Source organism: Ulvibacter sp. 2210JD10-4 (genome assembly GCF_058148525.1).
This window is the reverse complement of sequence record NZ_JBYVJZ010000006.1, coordinates 1-24,541: the sequence shown is the minus strand read 5'-3', so window position 1 is coordinate 24,541 and position 24,541 is coordinate 1. Positions and strand designations below refer to the sequence as shown.

General features: G+C 37.2%; 20 protein-coding genes and 1 tRNA gene. 11 read left to right on the top strand and 10 right to left on the bottom strand.

Annotation, left to right across the window (positions count from 1 at the left end; genetic code table 11):
• From ACY2RT_RS13660 to miaB, 3 genes are read right to left on the bottom strand one after another with little or no spacing between them, the layout of a single operon-like run.
• Positions 1-513, bottom strand: a complete 513-nt coding sequence (locus ACY2RT_RS13660; protein WP_490156483.1) for an LptE family protein — start codon at positions 511-513, stop codon at positions 1-3.
• A complete protein-coding gene (locus ACY2RT_RS13655) occupies positions 514-1,788 on the bottom strand; it encodes a sigma-54 interaction domain-containing protein (protein WP_490156482.1) in 1,275 nt (424 codons plus the stop codon).
• A 3-nt stretch (positions 1,789-1,791) separates the two neighbouring features.
• The gene (miaB, locus tag ACY2RT_RS13650) at positions 1,792-3,240 is read right to left on the bottom strand and encodes a tRNA (N6-isopentenyl adenosine(37)-C2)-methylthiotransferase MiaB (protein WP_490156481.1); all 1,449 of its coding nucleotides are present in this window, start codon (positions 3,238-3,240) and stop codon (positions 1,792-1,794) included.
• A 130-nt stretch (positions 3,241-3,370) separates the two neighbouring features.
• On the opposite strand from miaB, the gene ACY2RT_RS13645 reads away from it, so the two are divergent.
• The 8 genes from ACY2RT_RS13645 to ACY2RT_RS13610 all read left to right on the top strand — a co-directional run bounded on the left by ACY2RT_RS13645 (position 3,371) and on the right by ACY2RT_RS13610 (position 13,774).
• Positions 3,371-4,174 carry a hypothetical protein gene (locus ACY2RT_RS13645; RefSeq protein ID WP_490156480.1) on the top strand — a complete coding sequence of 268 codons (804 nt, stop codon included), beginning with the start codon at positions 3,371-3,373 and terminating at the stop codon, positions 4,172-4,174.
• Between the two features lie 98 nt (positions 4,175-4,272).
• Complete coding sequence (topA, locus tag ACY2RT_RS13640; protein ID WP_490156479.1) at positions 4,273-6,768, top strand: type I DNA topoisomerase; 2,496 nt, start codon at positions 4,273-4,275, stop codon at positions 6,766-6,768.
• Positions 6,768-7,931 (top strand): formimidoylglutamase, encoded by a 1,164-nt coding sequence (locus tag ACY2RT_RS13635; protein ID WP_490156478.1) that lies wholly within the window; start codon positions 6,768-6,770, stop codon positions 7,929-7,931. Before topA ends, ACY2RT_RS13635 begins: the two co-directional genes overlap by 1 nt.
• 114 nt (positions 7,932-8,045) lie before the next feature.
• Positions 8,046-9,419, top strand: a complete 1,374-nt coding sequence (gene porK / locus ACY2RT_RS13630; RefSeq protein WP_490156477.1) for a T9SS ring complex lipoprotein PorK/GldK — start codon at positions 8,046-8,048, stop codon at positions 9,417-9,419.
• A 63-nt stretch (positions 9,420-9,482) separates the two neighbouring features.
• A complete protein-coding gene (gene porL, locus ACY2RT_RS13625; protein WP_490156476.1) occupies positions 9,483-10,124 on the top strand; it encodes a type IX secretion system motor protein PorL/GldL in 642 nt (213 codons plus the stop codon).
• Between the two features lie 46 nt (positions 10,125-10,170).
• A complete protein-coding gene (gene porM, locus ACY2RT_RS13620; protein ID WP_490156475.1) occupies positions 10,171-11,742 on the top strand; it encodes a type IX secretion system motor protein PorM/GldM in 1,572 nt (523 codons plus the stop codon).
• Positions 11,743-11,759: 17 nt separating this feature from the next.
• Positions 11,760-12,659 carry a type IX secretion system ring subunit PorN/GldN gene (gene porN, locus ACY2RT_RS13615; RefSeq protein ID WP_490156474.1) on the top strand — a complete coding sequence of 300 codons (900 nt, stop codon included), beginning with the start codon at positions 11,760-11,762 and terminating at the stop codon, positions 12,657-12,659.
• Positions 12,660-12,730: 71 nt separating this feature from the next.
• The gene (locus ACY2RT_RS13610) at positions 12,731-13,774 is read left to right on the top strand and encodes an NAD(P)/FAD-dependent oxidoreductase (RefSeq protein ID WP_490156473.1); all 1,044 of its coding nucleotides are present in this window, start codon (positions 12,731-12,733) and stop codon (positions 13,772-13,774) included.
• Here the strand turns inward: ACY2RT_RS13610 and ACY2RT_RS13605 are convergent.
• Complete coding sequence (locus ACY2RT_RS13605; RefSeq protein WP_490156472.1) at positions 13,767-14,147, bottom strand: DUF983 domain-containing protein; 381 nt, start codon at positions 14,145-14,147, stop codon at positions 13,767-13,769. The genes ACY2RT_RS13610 and ACY2RT_RS13605 overlap by 8 nt on opposite strands.
• 65 nt (positions 14,148-14,212) lie before the next feature.
• Between ACY2RT_RS13605 and ACY2RT_RS13600 the strand changes: the two genes are divergently transcribed.
• The 3 genes from ACY2RT_RS13600 (at position 14,213) to ACY2RT_RS13590 (ending at position 16,445) form a co-directional block, all read left to right on the top strand.
• Positions 14,213-16,129, top strand: a complete 1,917-nt coding sequence (locus ACY2RT_RS13600; protein WP_490156471.1) for an ABC-F family ATP-binding cassette domain-containing protein — start codon at positions 14,213-14,215, stop codon at positions 16,127-16,129.
• A gap of 2 nt (positions 16,130-16,131) precedes the next feature.
• Complete coding sequence (locus tag ACY2RT_RS13595; protein ID WP_490156470.1) at positions 16,132-16,314, top strand: CPXCG motif-containing cysteine-rich protein; 183 nt, start codon at positions 16,132-16,134, stop codon at positions 16,312-16,314.
• Positions 16,315-16,372: 58 nt separating this feature from the next.
• Positions 16,373-16,445 (top strand) — tRNA-Met (locus tag ACY2RT_RS13590).
• A 263-nt stretch (positions 16,446-16,708) separates the two neighbouring features.
• Here the strand turns inward: ACY2RT_RS13590 and ACY2RT_RS13585 are convergent.
• From ACY2RT_RS13585 to ACY2RT_RS13560, 6 genes are all read right to left on the bottom strand, one after another.
• Positions 16,709-18,133 (bottom strand): DUF3526 domain-containing protein, encoded by a 1,425-nt coding sequence (locus tag ACY2RT_RS13585; RefSeq protein WP_490156469.1) that lies wholly within the window; start codon positions 18,131-18,133, stop codon positions 16,709-16,711.
• Positions 18,134-18,135: 2 nt separating this feature from the next.
• Positions 18,136-19,542, bottom strand: coding sequence for an ABC transporter permease (locus ACY2RT_RS13580; protein ID WP_490156468.1), 1,407 nt, complete (start codon positions 19,540-19,542; stop codon positions 18,136-18,138).
• Positions 19,539-20,255: an ABC transporter ATP-binding protein gene (locus ACY2RT_RS13575; protein ID WP_490156467.1), complete on the bottom strand. Its 717-nt coding sequence runs from the start codon at positions 20,253-20,255 to the stop codon at positions 19,539-19,541. Before ACY2RT_RS13575 ends, ACY2RT_RS13580 begins: the two co-directional genes overlap by 4 nt.
• A gap of 530 nt (positions 20,256-20,785) precedes the next feature.
• Entirely contained in the window at positions 20,786-21,343 is a 558-nt protein-coding gene (locus ACY2RT_RS13570; RefSeq protein WP_490156466.1) for a type 1 periplasmic binding fold superfamily protein, read from the bottom strand.
• Between the two features lie 18 nt (positions 21,344-21,361).
• Positions 21,362-23,761: a TonB-dependent receptor gene (locus ACY2RT_RS13565; protein WP_490156465.1), complete on the bottom strand. Its 2,400-nt coding sequence runs from the start codon at positions 23,759-23,761 to the stop codon at positions 21,362-21,364.
• Positions 23,762-23,800: 39 nt separating this feature from the next.
• Positions 23,801-24,130, bottom strand: a complete 330-nt coding sequence (locus ACY2RT_RS13560; protein WP_490156464.1) for a hypothetical protein — start codon at positions 24,128-24,130, stop codon at positions 23,801-23,803.
• Positions 24,131-24,541 lie beyond the last annotated feature (411 nt).

Here is a 24,541-nt window from a genome sequence, read left to right as displayed (position 1 = left end):
CTACCAGTTTGCAAGTGATTTGTTAAAAATATCTTGTGTAATGCGTTCAAAAATTATTGCTACGGCATCATCTAATGCTGAACCGGTAAGTTGCGTTCCACCGGCATAATCATAGTAAAATGAAAAACGTTGCTCAAAATCTTTTTCTTCGTCCTTGGTATTGTAAAAGCGTACATTAACACTAATGGTCAACCTGTTTTGTGCAGCGGTACTTTGGGAAGTAGCTGTTATTGGGGCAATATAATATTCGGTTATTTCACCTTCATAAACCAAATTCCCATTAGTGGTTACCAGATCTAAATTTGTCTGGTTTAGCAGCAGATCCTGTAATTCTTGTGTAAGATCCCGTGCAATACCCGGCTCTACAATAGCAGCGTTGTTTTGAAAATAACTTACCTGAAATGTCTTGATCTGTGAATAATCAATATCTGCTCCCGTAAACGAATAAAACTTGCAGCCCTGCAATAATAAACAGGTGAGCAGTACTGTAAAAATGTATTTTAGATGCTTCATTTACAGGTTGTATTGTTTAATCTTTCGGTAAAGCGTACGCTCGGATATTCCTAATTCGTCCGCGGCATCTTTTCGTTTTCCGTTGTATTTTTCTAAAGATTTTTTAATGAGTTCCAGTTCCTTTTCCTGAAGGGAGAGGTTCTCTTCTTCTTCAATTTCTTCAGCAAAATCATAGTTTCCGGTTTTTACTTCGGGTGTTGCTTCGGAAATACTTAAAACTTCCACATCTTGTGAGTTAACCTCATCTTCGTCAACGATAGCAGCCAGTTGCTGTTCGTTGCTTTTTTCTTCAGAATATATTTTATTAATCAGTGAAGATTGTTCCTCCTTTACATCGGCAACATTTCCTGTTTTCATTAGCTCCAATGTTAACTTTTTAAGGTCGTTCACATCCCGTTGCATATCGAAGAGGACTTTGTATAAAATCTCTCGTTCACTGCTAAAATCACTTTTTTCTTTTTTTGGATTTATTACTGCAGGAAGGTTGCCACCTACATCCGGTAAATAATGTTTTAAAGTGGTGTAAGAAATGCTCCGGTTTTGTTCCAGTACCGAAATTTGCTCGGCTACATTGCGCAACTGACGAATGTTTCCACCCCAGCGATATTGTAACAGCAAACCAATGGCATCTTCTTCAAGGCGGATGGTTGGCATTTTATATTTCTGTGCAAAATCTGAAGCAAATTTCCGAAACAATAAATGGATATCCTCACTTCGTTTTCGCAATGGTGGAAGGTTAATTTCCACAGTACTTAACCGATAATACAAGTCTTCCCGAAACTTTCCTTTGTCAATAGCGTCGCCCATATTCACATTGGTCGCTGCAACGATACGAACATCCGTTTTTTGAGCTTTGGATGATCCCACTTTTAAAAATTCTCCGTTTTCCAATACACGTAACAAACGTACCTGAGTAGGGAGTGGGAGTTCTCCAACTTCATCTAGAAAAATAGTACCTCCATCGGCCACTTCAAAATAACCACTACGAGTTGCTGTCGCTCCGGTAAAAGCTCCCTTTTCATGTCCAAAAAGCTCACTGTCTATAGTTCCTTCCGGTATCGCGCCACAGTTCACAGCAATGTATTTACCGTGTTTACGATGTGAAAGGGAATGTATAATTTTGGGAATACTTTCTTTACCAACACCGCTTTCTCCGGTAACCAGAACCGAAATATCGGTAGGGGCAACCTGTACGGCTTTTTCTACGGCACGGTTAAGTTTAGGGTCATTCCCTATAATTCCAAAACGTTGTTTTACTGCTTGAACGTTTTCCATAAATTAATTATTCTCGCTATATCCTACAGCTTTACCTATAAGTGTTGCACTTGTACAATCTGTTACTTTAACCATCACAAAATCTCCGGGCTTATAATGTTCTTTTGGAAATACTACAACGAGACTTTGAGGATTTCTGCCACTCCAATGTGCATCACTTTTTTTAGATTCTCTTTCAATCAATACCTCTACGGTCTTTCCTAATGATCTGTTTGTATGATAGGCACTATGGCGTTGCTGGGCATCTACAATTTCTGTGAGTCGGCGTTTTTTAGTTTCTTCAGGGATATCATCTTCCAGCTTACGGGCAGCCATAGTTCCAGGCCTTTCGGAATATTTGAACATAAATCCAAAATTGAACTTTACATATTCCATCAAGCTCAAAGTATCTTGATGATCTTCTTCGGTCTCGGTTGGAAAACCGGTAATGATATCTTGTGAGAGCCCACAATCCGGAATAATTTCATTGATTTTATCGATTAATTGTATGTATTCCTCACGTGTATGTTGGCGATTCATTTCTTTTAAGATACGAGTACTTCCGCTTTGAAAAGGAAGGTGGATAGAGTTACAAATGTTGTCATGCTTTGCTACAGTGTGTAATACATCTTCGGTCATGTCCTGTGGGTTGGAGGTAGAAAAGCGAATCCGCATTTTGGGATGCGCTTCTGCAACCATAGCCAATAGTTGCGAAAAAGAAGTAGCCGTAGCTTTTTCCATTTCGGAAGCTTTTTTAAAATCCTTTTTGAGTCCACCGCCGTACCATAGATAACTATCAACATTTTGTCCCAGAAGGGTAACTTCTCTGAAGCCTTTTTTTGCCAAATCTGCAATTTCATTCAAAATACTTAACGGATCACGGCTACGTTCCCGTCCACGGGTAAAAGGGACTACACAAAAGGTACACATATTGTCACAGCCTCGAGTGATACTTACAAGGGCATTAATACCATTGGTCCCTAAACGCACCGGAGAAACATCTCCATAGGTTTCGTCTTTGGAAAGGATTACGTTTACGGCATCACGCCCCTCATCAACTTCTTTTAATAAGTTAGGGAGGTCTTTATAAGCATCTGGCCCTACGACCATATCCACTATTTTTTCTTCATCAAGGAATTTTTCTTTAAGGCGTTCTGCCATACAACCCAAAACACCTACTTTCATTCCTGGATTAATTCGTTTTACGGCATTATATTTTTCCAAACGTTTACGGACTGTTTGTTCTGCTTTGTCACGAATAGAACAGGTATTGACCAATACCAGGTCTGCTTCTTCCAATTGGGTAGTAGTATTGAAGCCTTCATTTACTAGAATAGACGCCACAATCTCACTGTCACTAAAATTCATTTGGCAACCATAACTTTCAATAAAAAGTTTGCGTGTATTGCCTTTCCTTGCTTCAAGTGTTAAGGATTGTCCCTGCTTTGTTTCGTCTATAACCTTCTCTTCCATAAATTACAATCGGTAACCAATTATTTTTGTAGTGTCAATTAATGTGCAAAGATACAATTAAATTGGTTTTTGTGACAAAGTGGCAGATTTCTTTTTTGTAATTTTATAGCAAAACTAACAGCAAAATTAAATGGAACATCCAATTTTTCAGAAGATAGAAAATGCTAATAAGCCAGATTTTGGTAATATACTTTCAAAGAGCTTTGAGCTATTTAAGAAAGTCTGGGAACAGGCCCTGTATCACGTACTTATAAGTATGGCAGTGGTAATTCCTATGATATTTATTATTTACATCCCATATATCCTGTTTGTATTTAGCATGACCGGATACAATAGTTATGACTATTATGACAGTTATGGCTATTATGATAGTTATTACAGCCAACCGGATATGGCTGTTTATATTCCGCTCCTGATTATTTACATATTAGTTGTTTTTGTACTAATTTTTATTGTACAGGCCATTGTTTTTGGAATTACCGCACATTTTTTCAAAGTTTTGAAAAAAGAAGATATGGGAACCACGGAAGATATTGGAGGTTATTTTGATTTGATAAAAGGAAATTATAAAAAGTTATTAGGATTATCTCTGGCTTCTTTTGGAATTGCTTTGTTGGCAACCCTGGCCTGTTATTTACCAATTTTTTATGTAATGGTGCCTTTGCAATTATTGGTGGCCTTTTATGCTTTTCACCCGGAGCTTTCTGTTTCGGATATTGTAAAGGCAAGTTTTAAACTAGGAAACAAATTTTGGCTTACCATTTTTGGATTGGTAATAATTTCATCCATGATAGCACAATTAGGGATCTTACTTTGTTTTGTAGGAGTGTTCTTTACTGCTTATTTTGTGCATATTCCTATGTATTATATTTATAAAGATACAATAGGTTTTGATCCTGTTTCTAGAGAAAATACAGAACATACTTCTTCCTGAAACCACTAAATTTATGGTGTTAACTGAATCCTAAAATTTTGGGACTCAAACCTTGTATCAAAAAAAAAAGATACTTTTGTACCCCAAACAAAATGAATATGGCAAAGAATTTAGTGATTGTTGAGTCACCTGCAAAAGCAAAAACCATTGAAAAATTTCTCGGAAAGGATTTTAAGGTAGCGTCCAGTTTTGGGCACATAGCCGATCTGCCTTCCAAAGAGTTAGGTGTTGATGTTGATGGCGATTTTACACCTAAATATATAGTGTCGAGTGATAAAAAAAGTTTGGTGAGAGAATTGAAGGGGTTAGCTAAAAAAGCCGAAACAGTTTGGTTGGCTAGTGATGAAGACCGAGAAGGAGAAGCAATTGCATGGCACCTGGCAGAAACATTAGATTTAAACGATGATAAAACAAAGCGTATTGTTTTTCATGAGATCACAAAGTCGGCAATTTTAAAAGCTATAGAGAACCCAAGAAAAATAGATTACAATCTGGTAAATGCACAACAAGCACGTCGTGTCTTAGATCGTTTAGTAGGATATGAGCTGTCTCCTGTATTATGGAAAAAAGTAAAAGGAGGCTTGTCTGCCGGACGTGTACAGTCTGTTGCTGTACGTTTGATTGTAGAGCGTGAACGGAATATTGAAGCTTTTAATCCGGTAGCCTCTTATAGGATTGATGCCGAGTTTATTACTTCTGAAGGAAATAAATTTAAAGCAAAACTTCCCAAGAATTTTGAAACCGAAGTAGAAGCTCGTGAATTTCTTCAAAAAAACTTAGAAGCTTCCTATAAAGTTTCAGATCTGGTAAAAAAGCCAGCTAAAAAATCTCCGGCACCCCCGTTTACAACTTCTACGCTTCAGCAGGAAGCATCGAGAAAATTATATTTTTCAGTAGGAAAAACAATGACAATAGCACAACGCCTCTACGAAGCCGGATTGATTACTTATATGCGTACCGATAGTGTAAACTTGTCAAATGAGGCTAAAAATGCAGCGCAAAAAGAAATTGAATCTTCTTATGGGAGTCAATATAGCAATCCTCGTAATTTTAAGGGCAAAGCGAAAGGGGCACAAGAAGCTCACGAAGCCATCCGCCCGACAGATATGTCGCGACGTACTGTTGAAGGAGATTACGATCAGGCAAGATTGTACGACTTAATTTGGAAGCGTACACTTGCTTCACAAATGAGTGATGCACAATTGGAACGTACCAATGTAAAGATCGAAATAAATGCTTCGGAAAAGATTACAGAACATTTTACTGCAAACGGTGAAATGATAAAATTTGACGGCTTTTTGAAAGTATATTTGGAAGGAACCGATTTTGAAGAAGAAGAACAAGACGGAATGTTGCCAAATCTGGTTAAAGGAGATGCGTTGGATAATAAATACATTACAGCGACACAACGATTTACACGACCGCCGTACCGTTTTACCGAAGCTTCTCTTGTAAAGCAATTGGAAGAATTGGGAATTGGTCGACCTTCTACATATGCTCCAACTATTTCTACCATCATTAGTCGTAATTATATTGAAAAGGGAACAATAGAAGGTACAGAACGTAGATATCTTCAACTTACCTTACAAGAAGGTATTATAAAAGACAAGAACTTAACTGAAACTATTGGAAGTGATAAAGGTAAATTGGTTCCAACAGATATCGGGCTGATCGTAAATGACTTTTTGGTAGACCATTTTGAGAATATCCTTGATTATAATTTCACGGCAAAAGTGGAACAGGATTTTGATGATATAGCAGATGGAAAAGAGGAATGGAAACAAATGATGAAAGATTTCTACGGAAAATTTCATCCTCGTGTTGAAGATGTTCAGGAAAATGCAGAACGTGAAAGTGGAGAACGTATTTTAGGGCATGACCCTGAAACAGGAAAAACGGTCTTGGTCCGTCTGGGGAAATTTGGCCCTATGGCACAAATTGGATCTCCGGATGATGATGAAAAGAAATTTGCAAGTTTACGGCCGGATCAGCAATTACACTTAGTTACGTTTGAAGAAGTGATGGATTTGTTTAAGCTTCCAAAAACATTGGGAGTCTATAATAATGAAGAAGTTGAGGTAAATAATGGACGTTTTGGGCCCTATATTCGCTTGGGTAAAAAGTTTATTTCAATACCAAGAGGTGTAGATCCGTTAGATGTCGATATGGCAATGGCAAAAGATTTGATCCTGGAAAAGGAAAAAGCCGATGCACCAATATATGAATATGAAGGTTTGCCGGTTCAGAAAGGAACAGGAAGGTTTGGGCCTTTTATTAAGTGGAACAATATGTTTATCAATGTGAACAAGAAATATGATTTTGATAATCTTTCTGCAGCAGACATAGAACAACTTATTGAAGACAAGAAGCAAAAAGAAATTGATAAATTGATCAATGAATGGCCGGAGGAAGGTATTAGAATTGAAAAAGCCCGTTGGGGACGCTTTAATCTTATAAAAGGAAAAATAAAAGTAGAACTGCCAAAATCTACGAAGGCTGAAAAGATTACTTTGGAAGAAGCACAGGCACTTATAGAAAAAAAAGCTCCTAAGAAGAAAACAACTAAAAAGAAAACAACTGCCAAGAAAAAATAATGATTGAATTTCTTAATCCTGTTTCAAAATCGGTACTGGCACATAGAGAGATCTCACCTGCCGGAGTATTGGGAAAGCAAATTGAAGTATACCATACAACTGGTGACCTTCCAGCTCTAAACAACGTCAAATTTGCTTTGCTGGGTGTTAAAGAGAATCGAAATGATGTTAATTATATAGGAGAAGAAATTTCTTTTGATGCTTTCAGAAAAGCATTCTACTCATTATATCCCGGAAACTGGACCCATAAGATTATTGATATCGGGGATATTGAAAAAGGAGAAACAGTAAATGATACCTATTTCGCTATGCGAACCGTGGTTGAAGCGTTACTGAAAAAAAATATTATTCCTCTTATATTGGGAGGAAGTCAAGATCTGTTATATGCACAATACAGAGCATACGATACCGTCGGGAAAATGGTCAATCTGGTTAACGTAGACAGCAATTTTGATCTGGGAGATGCAGAGAAACCTATCTCTAACAAATCTTATGTTGGTAAAATTATTGTAGACAAACCTTATAATTTATTTAATTACAGCACCCTTGGATATCAATCCTTTTTTAATCCACCCCAAGAGATCTCCCTGATGGATAAATTGTATTTTGATGCATACAGGCTAGGTGAAGTGACAACAGATATTACACTTGTAGAGCCCATTATGCGTAGTACAGATATTATTGCTTTGGATGTTACTGCAATAAAAAGCGCAGAATTAAGTTATAAAAATAGTGCAAGCCCCAATGGTTTTGATGGCCGGGAAATTTGTGCCATTGCTCGTTATGCAGGAATAAGTAATAGAGCAACATCATTTGGAATTTATGAATTAAAGGATTACAAAGATGCAGAAAGTGCGGCAATGTTAGTGGCACAGATAGTATGGTATTTTGTAGAAGGAGTTAATTTTAGAATTGCAGATGAAGATTTTAGTAACGATAAACTTTATACAACATATAAAGTGCCTGTCAACGATGAAGTTTTGGTTTTTAAGAAAAGCAATAAAACGGGTCGTTGGTGGATAGAATTACCATTTATTTCAAATGTTAATAATAAATTAAAAAGTAAAACGTTATTACCTTGCACTTATGGCGAATATTTGGGTGCAACAAATCAGGAAATTCCTGAGCGGTGGTATAAGGCCCGCCGGAAAAATGAAGTATAACCAAACGAACTAAGTAAAAGTAGGTTTAAGGGTTTTTTAAGAAAATTGTTGTTTTTTAAAAATTTTATAAATAGGTTTACCCCCTTAAATCTCGAAAATTTAACCTAAATACCTATGAAGAAGTTTATTGCATTAACTGCGATCGTAGCCTTTTTGTTTAGTTGTAACTCTGGAGATAGAGGTGAACTAGTAGGAACAAAAGGCAAAAAATGGTATCCACAAAAACCTTATGGAATGACTCTAATCCCTGGTGGTTCTTTCATCATGGGTAAAGCAGACGATGATTTTGTTGCGGTAAATGATGCCCCAACAAAAACAGTAACAGTTCGTTCCTTCTATATGGACGAAACTGAAATTACAAATTCAGAATACAGACAATTTGTAAACTGGGTACGTGACTCCACAGTTCGACTAAAGCTGGCTATTCTTGCAGATGAAGTAGGAGCAACTCCAGGAGATGGAGGTATTGGTGAATTTGCATTTGTAGATCAGGAAAATGAAGAAATGACTCCATACGAACAATATATGTATGATAATTATTACGGTATGGGAGAGGATTTTTACGCCGGAAGAAAAATTAATAACGATATTGATTTAATCTGGGATACCGGAGAATATCCGGATGAATATTATTCTGAGGTAATGGATACTATGTATATTCCTGCTGAAGAAGCTTATAATGGTCAACGCACCGTTGATGTTGAAAAATTGAAGTTTCAGTATACCTATATGGATATTCAGGCAGCTGCAAGAGATAAAAGTAAGCGAAGAAAAGATTTCATCAAGAAAGAAGAAGTAAGTATTTATCCAGACACAACAGTTTGGATAAAAGACTTTAACTATTCATACAATGAACCTATGCATAATGATTATTTCTGGCATGAGGCTTATGGAGATTATCCGGTAGTAGGTGTTAACTGGAAGCAAGCTAAGGCTTTCTGCGCCTGGAGAACTCTGTATAAGAATTCATATCAAAAATCCAGAAACCGAAACCATGTAAACTCATTCCGCCTTCCAGGTGAAGCAGAATGGGAATATGCTGCTCGTGGAGGGTTGGAATCTGCAACTTTCCCATGGGGTGGACCTTATGCTAAAAATGATAGAGGCTGTTTCTTAGCCAATTTTAAGCCGTTACGAGGTGATTATGCTGCAGATCAGGCATTATATACGGTAGAAGCAGATGCTTACGAACCAAACGATTACAACTTGTATAATATGGCAGGTAATGTAAGTGAATGGGTAGCATCGTCTTATGATGCTGCATCATACGAATATACATCAACTATGAACCCTAATGTTAATGACGAGGAGAATGCTCGTAAAGTAGTTCGTGGAGGTTCGTGGAAAGATGTTGCCTATTTTCTTCAGGTAAGTACCCGCGATTATGAGTATGCAGATTCTGCAAGAAGCTATATAGGCTTTAGAACGGTACAAGATTATATGGGTACCGATGTTGTATTAAACGAAAAACTTGGAGACGCACGATAGGGAATCTCTAAAAATATTTAAAAACTAAAATCTTAACTTAACTTAACTAAAAACAATTGTATTATGGCACAATCAAGATCATCTAAGAAATTATTTAATATGGCCTATGGCCTTGGAGCATCCATTGTAATTTTAGGGGCTTTATTCAAAATTCTTCACTGGGAACTAGGTCCCCTTAACGGAGGTCTTCTTTTAGCTATTGGTTTAATTACCGAAGCAATTATTTTTGCTATCTCTGCTTTTGAACCGGTAGAAGATGATTTAGACTGGTCTTTAGTATATCCTGAATTGGCAGGAGGAATGACTAAGGACAAGAAAAAACCTGAAGATGCACAAGGTCTTTTGTCTAAAAAATTAGACGAGATGTTGAAAGGTGCTAAAATAGATTCGGAATTAATGAATAGTTTAAGTGATAGTATTCGTTCTTTCGAAGGTGCTGCAAAAGGTATGACCCCAACTGCCGAAGCTATGAGTTCTACCAAGAAGTATAGTGAAGAAATGGCACTGGCTGCTGCACAGATGGAATCATTGAACAGCTTATATAAAGTACAGGTAGAGTCTACAAGCCGTCAGGCAGAAGTAAACGAACGTGTTGCTGAAAATGCTGAACAATTGAAACAACAAATGGAGCATTTGGCTACTAACTTATCCTCTCTTAATGGAGTATACGGAGGTATGTTATCTGCAATGACTACAAGAAATTAAATTTCCTATAGACAAACTTTTATTAACAACAAAAAACTAAAAGAATATGGCTAAAGGAAGTTTATCCCCAAGGCAGAAGATGATTAACCTGATGTATCTGGTATTCATCGCTATGTTGGCTCTAAATATGTCCAAAGAGGTATTATCTGCTTTTGGATTATTAGATAAAAAAATAACTGATGCAAACGTTGCTACGGCCCAGCGTAATACTGCTTTCATGGAAAGTTTGGCAACAAAGGCTTCAGATCAACCAGAACAATATGCTGCTTTAAAAAATAAAGCAGATGAAGTAAATACTATTTCTGAAGAACTTGATACGTATCTGCAAGGATTGAAATCTGAAATGATGGCTACCCTTAAAGCAGAAGATGTTGACGATTATGAAGTTCAGGACAAACCTGACTTTTTAGATCAGCGCTTTTTCAAAGGAGATAAGTTAAAACCTGAAGGACAGGAGTTTTTGGACAAAATCAATAAGTATAGAACAGACATGCTTAATGTTTTAGGAAGTGATTATCCGGACATTAGGAGTTCTATTGAATCTAATTTTTCTACAGAGCCGGTTACAAACCGTGACGGTAAAAAAAGAGACTGGATCAATTATAACTATGAAGGTTTCCCCCTGATAGCTTCAAAAACAAAGCTTACTCAAATTCAAGGAGATATTAAGACTACCAAGAACGAGCTTTTAAGCAAAATGTTGGCAGGTCAGCAGGCTGATGCACTGGCTCTAAAGAACTATGAATCTTTTATGACCGTGAAAAAGACAGCCTTTTATCCGGGTGAAACATTTGACGGTTCTATTATCTTAGGTCGTGTAGATCCAAACACAGTTCCAAAGAGAGAAGAATTAACTCTTGACGGGCGTAAATTGGTTCGAGATCAAGATTATACTATTAACGGAGGTAGAATTGTATTAAGTGTAGGAGCCGGAAGCCCCGGAGACCATAAAATTGAAGGATCTCTTTTCTATGGAGAAGAAGGTGACGAAACTGAAGTTCCAGTTGAAACAGGTTTTGCAACTATCTCTAAGCCAAATGCTGCTGTAATTGCTGCGGATAAGATGAATGTTGTATATCGTGGAGTTGTAAACCCAATGACCATATCTATTCCTGGAATTCCGGATAATAAAGTAACTGCTTCGGGAGCAGGTCTTACAAAAGCTTCCGGTAGTAAATACAATATGAGCCCAGGGACTGGAAGAACAGTAACGATTACTGCCAGAGGTACTTTGCCTGATGGCCAGGCAGTAAATACTTCATCTGAGTTCCGTATTAAAGACATTCCAAGACCTACAGGAACTATTCGTGGAGAAGATGGAAATGGAGGACCTGTTCGTATGCAACGTCAAGGACTTGAAATTTCAAGTGTAGGTGCTGCATTGCCCGATTTCGATTTCGACCTTAAATTAAATGTTACCGGATTTAGCTTTAAAGTATCCGGACAACCTACGGTAAGAGTGAACGGGACAAAATTAGACGGAGCTGCTAAAAGTGCTTTACGTAGAGCAAAGCGTGGTGAAGCAGTACAAATATTTGATATTAATGCTAAAATATCAGGAAATTCAGGATACATTTTAAAGAAAATATCTCCTGTGTTCATTGAGTTAACAAACTAGTATAAAATCTGTTTTTTATGACTTTTAAAAATGTTGTTTTAAGTGTTTTTGTTTTAATGGTAGGATACAGTGCTTCTGCACAGTTGAATATCCTTAATGCTAAAACACCTGAGGAGATAGGCAAAAAAACCGAAGCACAAATTGCCTATGATAATGATGAACCATTACCTTATGGTTACACAGATGAACGTGATGTGCTGTGGTCCAGGACAACTTGGGAAATAATCGATCTTGACGAACGTGTCAATTTCCCATTGTACTACCCAATTGATACCAACAACATCGGTTCTGAAAGACGCTCTTTGTATGACGTTCTTATAAAAGGAATAAAGAATGGCAGTATTGAACATGTATATGCCGATTCTTATTTTACTGAAAAACGTACCTTGGAAGATCTTGGCGCTTCGTTAGTATATACAGATACTACAGATGCCGGTATTGATCAAGCTAATGCCGGAGAGCCGGTAGATCCTCAATACATTCGTAAATTTACATTGGATGCAGGTGATATAGAAGAATGGAGAGTACGCGGTTACTGGTATCTTGACAAACGTCAAGGTGAATTGAAGTATCGCATGTTAGGGATTTGTCCAGTAGCTAATGAAGCACGTTCCAAAGCTTTTCAAGATGATGGTTTGGATTCAAAAGTTGAATTGTTCTGGGTATGGTTCCCGGGAGCCCGTAAAGTGCTACATGAAGCGAAGGCTTTTAACCGTAAGAACACATCGCAACCTGTTACTTTCGATCACTTGTTGAACTCAAGACGTTTCCACGGGGTTATTTACAAAGAAGATAACGTACAGGGAGATAGAGGAGTTGCAGATTATATTAGTGACAATGCTTTGATGCAACTTTTGGAGTCTGACAGAATTAAAGAACAGATCAGAAATATAGAAATTGATATGTGGAACTACTAGTTTTTCGAAAGTTAAGATAAATGTAAACCCTCCTGAGTTTTATACTTAAGAGGGTTTTTTAATTTTGTAGAATGCAAAACGTAGATTATATAGTTGTAGGTTTGGGAATTGCAGGACTTTCATTTTGTGAACAGCTACGGAAACACAACAAAAGCTTTAAAGTTTTTGATTACGGAAAGAATGCATCCACTGTTGTTTCGGGAGGGGTTTTTAATCCTGTGGTACTAAAACGTTTTACAGCAAGCTGGAATGCACAACAACATTTGGAGTATGCACTACCATTTTATCAGGCACTTTCAGAAAAATTACAAATCCCGGTTTTAGAAACCATACCCATATTCAGAATTTTAAAAAATAGCGAAGAACAAAATAATTGGGCCATTGCGAGTGATAAAAAAGGGTTAGAGCGTTTTCTTACTTCAGAACTAATCAAAAATAAAAATCCAAACATCAATGCAGCTTTTGGTTTTGGAAAAGTTGCCGTTTCCGGAAGAATTTCACCTTCTCAGTTACTTCAAACCTATCGGGAACAGCTTCAACAAGAAGGCCGTCTGGTTTCTGAAAGATTTGATCATACAAAACTTCAGCAAAAAGAGAGCCATGTTTGTTATGACAAAGTTTCGGCAAAAAAAATAGTCTTTGCTGAAGGTGCAGGTGCCGTACATAATCCATTGTTTCCAAAAGGGCCTCTAATAGGTAATAAGGGAGAATATTTGATTATCGAAGCGCAAGAATTAAAACTGAAAGAAATACTTAAAGGGCCTTTGTTTGTAATCCCCTTAGGGAATCACCTCTATAAAGTTGGAGCTACCTACAGCCGTAATGACTTTTCTGAAAATCCAACGCCAGCAGCAAAGAACCAAATTGTTGCAAAGCTGAAGCAAATGATTCTTTGTGAATTTACTATTGTGGATCAGATCGCAGGAATACGCCCCACTACAAAGGATAGAAGGCCTTTATTAGGGGTTTTGCCTAAAAACCCAAATAAAGCCTTTTTAAATGGTTTTGGAACACGAGGCATTATCATGGCGCCATTCTTATCAAAAATGTTATATGAGCACTTAGAAGAAGGTAGGGAGCTCCCTAAAGAAGTTAATATTGGGAGATTTACTTAATAGCAGCCTTTTTTCTATCGTACTTAAAAAAGAAATTGATCCAAATATTGCGCGATATACGAAGTATAACGGGCAGCAATAACACCATAGTTGCAACAATTACAAAGAAGGTATTGAGCCTGTCCAATCCAATAAAAAGATAAGTTATAACAAAAGCAGCAATCGCTATTGCAACTCCTAAGGCATAGCTTACATACATGGCTCCATAGAAAAAGGAGGGTTCAATTTTAAATTTAGTGTCACAATGTGGACAGCGTTCATGCATCTTAAGTGTTTCGGAGAGGAGATAAGGATTTCTTTTTTTATACATTTTTCCAGTATGGCAAACAGGGCATGTACTACTTAAAATACTATAAATCTTTGAACCTTTCATATCATTTTTTTTGCAGTACAAAATTAAGCATCTTTGCAAAACATTTCGTTACAAATGTTATACAAATGCTAAACATTCATAATCTTTCTGTTTCTTTTCAAGGAGACTATTTGTTTGAGAAAATTACATTTCAGCTTACACCGGGTGACCGTGTAGGTCTGGTAGGTAAGAACGGTGCGGGAAAATCTACTTTATTACGTATTATTGCCAATGAGCAGGAATATGATGAGGGACAAATTGCGACCGATAAAGAGATTTCCATAGGTTTCTTAAAACAAGATATAGATTTTACCAAAGGGAGAACTGTATTGGAAGAGTCCTATGAGGCATTTATTGAAATAAAAAAACTGGAAAAACAATTAGAGGATATTAATTTCCAATTGGCAGAACGTACCGATTATGAAAGTGAAAGTTATCATCAATTAATGGTGGATTTAAATGAAATTCAGCATCAATATGAGATTCACGGAGGATATAATTATCAAGGAGAAACGGAGCGTATTTTGCAAGGGTTGGGTTTTCAACGTGAAGATTTCAATAAACCTACGGAAACATTTTCAGGTGGATGGCGGATGCGAATCGAGTTGGCAAAACTCTTACTTCAGAATAATGATATATTACTCCTTGATGAACCTACCAATCATTTGGATATTGAATCTATTTTATGGCTGGAGGACTTTTTAAAGAATTATGCCGGTGTTGTTGTGGTTGTTTCTCATGATAAAATGTTTCTCGATACCATTACCAATCGTACAATTGAGATTTCCCTTGGAAAAATATATGATTACAATAAGCCATATTCAAAATATTTAATACAAAGGCGTGAATTAAGAGAGCAGCAGTTGGCTTCTCAAAAGAATCAACAAAAGAAGATTGAGCAAACGGAGAAACTTATTGAAAAGTTTAGAGCTAAGGCCAGTAAAGCTACAATGGCGCAATCACTTATTAAAAAACTAGACAGGATCGACCGCATAGAGGTAGACGAAGATGATAATAGTGTGATGTCTTTACACTTTCCAATTTCTGTAAACCCTGGAAAAGTAGTGATTGAAGCTGAAAACGTTTCGAAAAATTATGATGAGAAGAAAGTGCTTCAACACATAGATCTTTTGGTAGAGCGCAACAGTAAACTTTCATTTGTAGGCCAAAACGGACAAGGGAAATCAACTTTAGCTAAAATTATTGTCGGAGAGATTGAACATAGCGGAAGCCTAAAATTAGGACATAATGTACAAATAGGATATTTTGCACAAGACCAAACTGAATATCTGGATGGTAGCAAAACCGTTCTGGATACGATGATCGATGCTGCTAATGAAAAAAACCGAAGTAAGGTACGGGATATTTTAGGTGCTTTTTTATTCCGTGGAGAAGATGTTGAAAAGTATGTAAGGGTTTTAAGTGGAGGAGAACGCAATCGTTTAGCACTTGCTAAATTACTACTGCAGCCGTTCAATGTTTTAGTAATGGATGAACCTACCAATCATTTGGACATAAAGTCTAAAAATGTATTAAAGGAAGCCTTGAAGAAGTTTGAGGGAACTTTGATATTAGTATCACACGACCGTGATTTTTTACAAGGATTGAGTAATAAGGTGTATGAGTTTAAGGATCATAAGATCAAAGAATACTTAGGAGACATTGATTATTTCCTGGAGCAACGCAACCTTCAGAATTTGAGAGAAGCGGAGAAACGTACTATAGAAGTTTCAGAAACAAAACAAAAAGAGGCTAACGGAAAGCAATCGTACGAAAATCAAAAAAAGATAAAATCGCTTACCAATAAACTTAGCAAAATAGAAGCTGCCATAAATAAACTGGAAAGAGAAATTAAAGCGATAGATGTCGAACTTTCAATCAATTATGATGCAACTATTGCGGCTCCCAATTTTTTTGATGATTATCAAAAAAAGAAGACAGATATGGAAAAATTGATGGAAGATTGGGAGGCTATTACGCTGGAAATAGAGTTAGTATCATAAAAATGTTTGAACATTCTTTTCAATGTCCGTATTGTTGGGAGGAAATATCAATGCTATTGGATGTTTCAATAGCCCGGCAAACCTATATAGAAGATTGTGAAGTTTGTTGCAATCCTATAGAGGTTGCCCCTTTATTTGAAAACAGAGTACTGGTGGCTTTTATGGCTAATAGTATTGAACAATAATATTTTTATAAAAGACTTTGTGGATACAACAAATCCTTTGTATCTTTGCCGTCCATATCGCGGGATAGAGCAGTAGGTAGCTCGTCGGGCTCATAACCCGAAGGTCGCTGGTTCGAGTCCAGCTCCCGCTACTTAGTAAGCAAAGTAAAAGCCGATTCGAAAGAACCGGCTTTTTTGTGTACAATAAAAAACTGGACAAAAATAAAAGAGCTTGTGTTGCTAATTTTGATGATTCATTTCTAATTGAAATTCTGAATACCAAGTTGATTGCCATAGAGAATGGTATGAAATCTTTATGTATATTGTTTTAGATCTTGAGGGTCAAGGGTTATAACAAAAATGTCATTTTCTCGCTCAGCTAAAACTTCTTCTCAAGTCTGGTATCCGAATACCCTTAATTCAACATATTTTTTGTTTTTAGATGTTTCGAGATATAAAATCCAAAACCAAAAAGAACTGCGGAGATTAGATAGAGTGTCAAAGCCACTGGAGCTAATGTGTATGATGCTGGCCTATATTGAAATTTTGGTAACGCAGTATAGTCTTTTTGCGCAAACTCTTTATTGTTGTAAAGAAGGGGTATAAAGTATTCTCGCCAATTTCCTGCAAAGACAACGACCTGCTTTCGGTAACTTTCGTAGTCTTCGGTAGAAGTGCTCGCAAAGTGGTTCAATGACTCCTGCATGGTGATCGCCGGAGATATCCACTTGAACTTATCCATCCAATCTTGTTGTTTTTGCAATTGGGTTTCGAAAGTGCTTACAACGGGTTCCAGTTCTTGTTTGACTAACTGCTGAGATGCTATGTACCTGTGCCAAAAAGAGCGTCTCTGGGTGGTATCGTTAATGGCATACTCTGGATGGTCACGTAGGTAATTGTCAAGGATTTCGTCCTGTTTTTTAGTAACTTCTGCTTTTAGTTCACGCATTTCATTGATCATAAGGGTACGCGACGGCATAGGATAAATGGTATTTCCCAATTGGTTCAATACAGAAGGAGCCATCAGCACAAACAGGACCCAAAGCCCGAGCATAGCCACCGCATTTTTAGCCGAACTGCCTACCCAAAGGTTAATCAAAAAGGCTAGAGCAAACCAAAAAAGCATATATCCTAACACCAAAGCAACTAACTCTAAAAAGAGTTTCATTTGCACTAGGATATCTATGCCGATGACAAGTAATACAAGAGTCAAAGCTGTAATAACCAAAACCGCCATCCAGAAGAAACGCAATCCCAGTTTTTGCAAAACCCAATTGGGAATACTAATGGGTTGTGCGGCTAGCAATCGGAGCGTTCCGCTCTCTTTCTCGGCAGAAAGCACATTGTAGGAAAAAGCAATGATCAACAGCGGCAATAAGTAAACGATAACGAATGCTAAGTCAAAGCTACCGAATAACAATTGCACAGGACTTGTCATTTCAGTAAAATTCATGGCAAAATCATCGCCTGTTACCGTTGGTTTCACAAAATGAGCAAAAAGGTCTGCCTGGCCTGTTGACACAAATGCCATTGGCTGAGGTTCCATAGCAGCCACTCTGGGATGATAGTTTCCTACGGCCATTGGGCTTGTTGGGAGAGTCCAGCGAGAAGCGCTTACTTCCATCCCACGCTGTAAAGAGTCGAGAAGTTTTAACATTTCGGTATCACTTTCCCGTACTTCTTTGTGTGCCATTGTTATGGCACTTTTACGTTTTTCTACTTTTTGTTTTCCGTTAAAGGACGAAAAACCAAAGAAAAGCAATAAAATTAAACTCAAGAGCTGTATCCACCGACTTCGGAGCAACAGCTTTAATTCATATTTAAAATTGTAACTGAACATATTTATAAGTTTTTAGGAATAAAGAAGAGCAATCCGAAAGACCCCAATAACCAAAAACCCATAACCATAAGGTTTGAACTATTTCGATTCAAAATCACATTAAGCTCCGGCGGATTATATTTAAAAGAGGGCAATTGTTTATAAAACTCTGCATCTGCTTGATAGGCCCAATTACCGTATTCAGAGTTATTAGCGAAATTGTCATTCAAAAACTTTTGGGTTGCAATGCGATAGTCTTCCGCAGCATCAGCAAAATCCCAATGTGTGTTATAGTCGGTTTGGGCAATGGCCATACTCAAAAAGCGGGTGGGTAGATAGGGAGACAGAAACGCCAAATTTCTGTACACACCCGACTGCTGCACATATTGATCCTTGAGGTGATTGTAGTGTTTAAAATAGATTTCGGCCTCGTGCTCTTCACCTTTTTGCATTCTGTAGGCATCAAAGTTAAAGGGTAGCTGGTGCAGACTGTCCACACCATATTCCTTCAACACTTTTTCTTTTAGAAGTTTGGCTTCCTTGTTCCAAGGATTATGACCGTCGAGTCCGGCTTTTTTATCCTTCGATACATTGGCTGCAAATTCTTGTTTTGTGGGAAAAGGATGTTGGTATTCGGCAAGGTTGGAGGCCGCTTTTGGAGCTGCTAAACAGGCAATGATCCATACACAAAGTGATACTACGAGCGAAATGCCTGATTTTTTTGTCTTGGTAGAAATCAACAGCACCAAGTTAATAATTATGATATAATAGACTATATATATAGCAAACAATACAAACAGCGATTCCCATTTGAACACCCCAAAATCTTGAAGGTTAGATAACAGACCACCCGCTACCAAAAACAAAAGTGCTGTAATCAATAAAATTGGGAAGAAAAGTGCCGCCCATTTTCCCCATATCCATTTCCTTTGGGAAATGCCTTGGCTTTTGAGTAACGTCAAGGTCCCCATTTCACGTTCTTTAGTAAAAGTGTTGTAACCCAAAAGAATGATAAGTAATGGAATTATAAAAAGCAGGATAAAATCTGGTGTCAAATCCCCAAAACGTGCGAGACCAGTTTGATCAGCTGCTGCACTAAACTGCGCTTCGTTGCGATTATGGGCCTCCAAAAAAATTGAAGAACCCGTATATTTATCTACACCTTGGTCAATTAACGAAAGGGGTTGCTTGGGTTTAAAGGCGTAAGTGCCATAATGCGCGGCGGAATGTGGATTCTTTCTGCCTTGATTATTCCAAACCTCACGTTCGGCAGTATTAGCAGCTTCATACTGGGCATTCACATTTTGATATTGCCGTATGCTAATCCACACCGCAGCGCTTAATAAAAGAAGAACAATAATGAAAGCTATGCGTACGCGACCATCACGCAACATTTCTTTGGATTCTTTAATAAATGTTCTTAAGATCATAATGCTAATTCTTTATAGTCCATTGTATTTAGATACTCCTTTTCCAATTTAGAAAGGGATATGTTATCGGTCACAAATTGTTGCCGTAGTTCTCCATCTTTCATAATACCTATATGTGTGGCTACTTCCTTGGCACGAAAGAGATCATGTGTGGCCATCAATGTAGCTACACCCTTTTCTTTTAATTTATATAACAACAACCCAAACTCATTACTCGCCTTAGGATCAAGACCAGAGGTGGGTTCGTCCAGTAGCAGGACTTTGGTGTCTTTTGCCAGTGCGATGGCAATTCCCACCTTTTGGCGCATCCCCTTTGAAAATGCACCAATGCGTTTGTCAAAGGCATTTGTTTGTAACCCCGCTTCTTCTAAAAACTCTTTTAAAACGGAAGGCGATAGTTTTTTTCCAGCAATTCCTGAGAAATAATCGAGGTTCTCGACTGCTGTCAAACTGGGATAGAGCATCAGATTCTCAGGTATATAGGTCAAAAAAGCTTTGGTTTTTATGGGATTTTTTACAACATTCAACCCATTGATACTAGCCGTACCAGAAGTTGGGGATATAAAATTGAGCAATAGATTAATTGTTGTGGTTTTTCCGGCTCCATTGGCACCAAGGAGGCAATAAATTGCGCCTTCCTTTATCGTTAAGGTAAAATTGTTCAATGCTGTAAAGTCACCATAAGTCTTGGTTAGATTATTTGTTGTTATCATTTTGCGTACATTAAGTTTTGTTTTTTTGAAGTCCAGATAGTGGATTAGAATCACTTCAAAACAACTATCTTTTAGGATATTGATTATATATTCCAACTACGTTGGAAATAACATTGTAAAAAGAGTTTACTATCATTATAAAAGAGGTGGAGGCTTATTGAAAAAATAGTCTGAAAGAAATGTTTTTTTGTAGGGGGATGTATAAAGAAGTGTATTTAACCTGCTTTTAAAATCTAACCGATTTTCAGAAGAAAAATCGGGTGTTGATGTACCAGAATTTAAAGGTACGGCCTGATTGACTTGAGTTATCAATATACACTTTTCACAGTGTTGGAAATCTATATTGGAGCTTAAATGGGAAATGACATGCAAGTTTATGATCCTGAGTAAGACAAAACTTATCAGGAAAAAGAAAGAGATGATATATTTCCAATCTAATCTAGACATATAAATTAAAAACTTAGAATAGATGCTCTTCAGGGCAATTGCTCCAAAGAGCATCATTTAAGAACAAAGCATAATGGCTAACTCTATTCTACTGTAACATTAAATGTGGCTGCAATATCGGTCTCACCACCTGCATCACCAAGACCTGTATTTGGTTTAGTAGGTTCGTGACGTAAAGTGAATGTTAGTGTTCCAGAGCTTGCCGTTCCTGCGGTCAGGGTAAATTCGGTACCCAATGGATTACCATCACCATCAAAATTTGCATAGTCCGTAGTTACATCCAATCCACCGCCAATAGTATAGAAAAACTGGTGTTCGTCATCTTCCTCTTCCACTTCTTCGGTAATGTTTTCGGCAGGGCTTTCGGTTTCGTTAAGCAGAACGATGGTACCATTATAGGTAACTCCAGCTGCTAATTTTCCTGAAACTGTAACAACAGGTGCATTTGGACCATCACCGTCCAAATCACGGGTCTGTAGGGTTATAATAGGCGTTACACCACTGTCTGGTGTAAGAGTTACCGTCAAAGTAGTGATTACTTCTTCTTCGTTAACGGGTGTTGGGTTGTCATCATCATTTGAACAAGCTGTAAATATTAAATTTACAAGTAATATGGCACTTAAAAATTTTACTTTTTTCATTTTGTTTTGTTTTAAAAATTAATAATTGATTTTGAGATTTATTGAAAAGTTTCTGCCCAAATCATCCGCATAATAACGCAAACGGTTTAGGTAATTTCGATAGGAAGTGTTCAATACGTTTGTGATTCCAAAACCTATTGTAAGGGTTGCTTTTTTAGTGGCTTTAAAATCGATACTGGAATTGAAATTGAACAAATGGTATGCATCGGGTGGCGTACTTATGTCCACAACTTCCATTGTTTCTGTTTCTGGAATGAATACTTCAAAATTGTTATTGGGAAATTCGTTTTGTCGGAAGTTATACTCGCTCTGCAATGACAAGCGGATATTATTGAATTCCGGATTTTGATAAACAATTTCATTCTTGGTATTTACAGGCGGTATATTTATCAATGGCTCATCTCTGGTGTTGTCATATCCCTTGACCAAAGAAAACTGATGGTTAAAGTGTATATTTTTCGCAAGATTATATGATGCGTCCACATCTATACCCAACAATTGTGCATTGGTTTGTCGGTATTCCCAAACTTGAAAATTACCTCTTACGGTTTGCTGAATCTCTGTAGGTTCAATAACAATAAAGTCAGAAATTATATTCACATAAGGATTTACGGAAAAACTGAAGGTATCATTATCCCGTTGAAATGTTACTGAAAACTTATGTCCGACTTCCGAATTGAAACGCAAATCACCTAGTTCTATTCGGGAAGCCGAATGGTGCAAACCTTCACTGAAAAGTTCAGAAGGGTTTGGCGCACGCGAAGCCATTGAATAGTTGAAAAACAGTTTATAATCATCGTTAAAGGAATATGTAGCACCTAAAGTTGCCGAAGTATTATAGAAACTTAGTTGTGGATTGGTTAAAATCTGATTGTCCAGTTCTTCGACCACTATTTCCGGAAACAGTTCGTCATAATTACGCGATTCCCAAAAAGAGGTCCTGTAAAACTTAAATACGTCCATATAGGTATAATCAAAACGGCCTCCAGCTTCAAGAAGCAATTGGTCATTCAATTGGTAATCTGCTAAGGCGTATATTCCCAAGTCGTATTTGTCATAGTCCGGGATCAATCTGCGCACTCCGGTATTTGGGTCTGCAAAGTTGTTTTGATACCTTGACATTACACCTGTTTTAAAGTGTATTGCGTCGGTTAAGTGTGAGTCCAAATCCAGCAAAAGGGTATGGGTGTCCAGTTGTAAATCCAACGAAGCGTTGTCTCTGTCTGTACCGCGTCTGATATCAAATTCCAAACGATTGTTCCTTTGAAAATCATATTGCAAGCTCAATTTTCCAAAATCATCAAACTTTTTAAACCCTTTTAACCTTGCCAAATGATGTGTTACATCCTGTTTGGGCGCATTGATTTGATATGTAAAATCGTTGATAATTAATGGTCTGTCACTATTTATAGCTCGAATCTGATCTTCAGCACCTCCCAAGTGAGAAGCTCTTAATATTCCTATTTCATTCTTAAAAAGTGAATAATACGCTTCTATACCGTAGTTAAAGCGGTTAAGGCCTACTTGTAAGGAAGCATTACGTTCAAAAATACCTGTATTGCTCAAGACATAATCCGGTGCTTCAAAATCACCAAAATATTTTAATGTTCCCTGAACAGTTGCATACCATCCACTCTGATAACTTTTGGTTAATTGAGAACTGAAGGAAGAACCACGTCCATTCGTTGCTGCTGTAAGTAAAGTCTTACCGTAGAGGCTGTCTTTTACAGGAACTTTTGAAGCCTCGGCTACAATTACACCACCTACAGCATCGCCACTATATTGCAAGGCACCAGCACCTTTTATTAATGTAAGGTTGCCAATCGAATTAATATCGACATTTGGGGCATGCTCCGCTCCCCATTCCTGGTCTTCCATTCGAACACCATTATTTATAATGACAACACGACTACTATGAAGACCATTAATCAATGGTTTTATAACAGTGTTACCTGTGCTTAGGGAAGAAACACCACTCAAACTTTTTAATGCATCACCAAGAGAGCCACTACTGTAACGTTCCAATTCAACTTTCGAGATGGTATTTTCAAGTATTGTTTTGGATTTGTCGCTATAGGCTTTGCCTTCAATAGTTACTTGATTAAGTTCCTCCAAATGATGCTCCAGTTTGAAGTTTTTAGTAGTGTTACCCAATATTTTGACAGTAAAACCTTTAGTCAAACAATATGGATGTGATACCTGTATAGAATAGGTGTCATTGCATAAGCTTGAAATGATAAATTTTCCATCAAGATCTGTCTGTACAGCTTGTTCAGTACCTGCAACAATAAGAGTTGCTCCGATAAGTAATGAGCCATCGTGAAGGTCTGTTACCGTACCAGAAAGTGTGTTGCCACAATTTTGTGATATAGATACAATACTGCACAATAGCAGTATCAATAGTGCATAGGTGCGCATATAAATTCTTAATTAACATAATAAATAACTATTTGTTTATTAAGAAAAAATAGGGGGTGCGCGTAGCTGTGTATTTGTTATTTTAAAGGAATGGAACTGAAGGGAAGCAGATGTTGCATCTACCTTTACAGGGATTTTTGGTAATAGTAAGTCAGGATATTTGGCTATATCATAGTTGAAAGATATCAAATGAAAATCACATACATCACATTTGTCAATGGATTTATGAATGTGTGTGGTCTTTTCAGTACAAGTAATATGTTCGTGATCTTCGAACATATCAAAAAACTGAATGGCAGTAGGTAACATCAAAACTGCAAAGAGCAATAATGTTATTACGTTTTTACCAATCTGTTTTTTGTAGTACATCCTTCTTTTCTGATAGCCAAAACGTAAAAATAAACAAATATTGTGGAGATTGAGCACTAATGGGTTAGAAAATAAAATATTTAGGTTTTTATCAAAGAATTGTGATTGATTATGCGGAATTGGATTGAGAATCCGGTAGGCAGTAATACGCGTATAGTTTCAAGGTCCTAATTTCAGTACTCTTATGAGCAGATATATGTTACGATCTCTTATTTTACAATCTTTCTAAAGCATATTTAGTAAATAAATAAAATTACTATCTATAGAAAAGTTGTGTATAATAATATATTCCTTCAGAAGATTTCATAATTCCAAAACCGGAATGTGTGTAATTCTGGACTTGCAACAAAAAGTCGGACAAATTTTCTAAGACCTATGCCACATTTTTGATTTGATAAAATTCTAATTCCA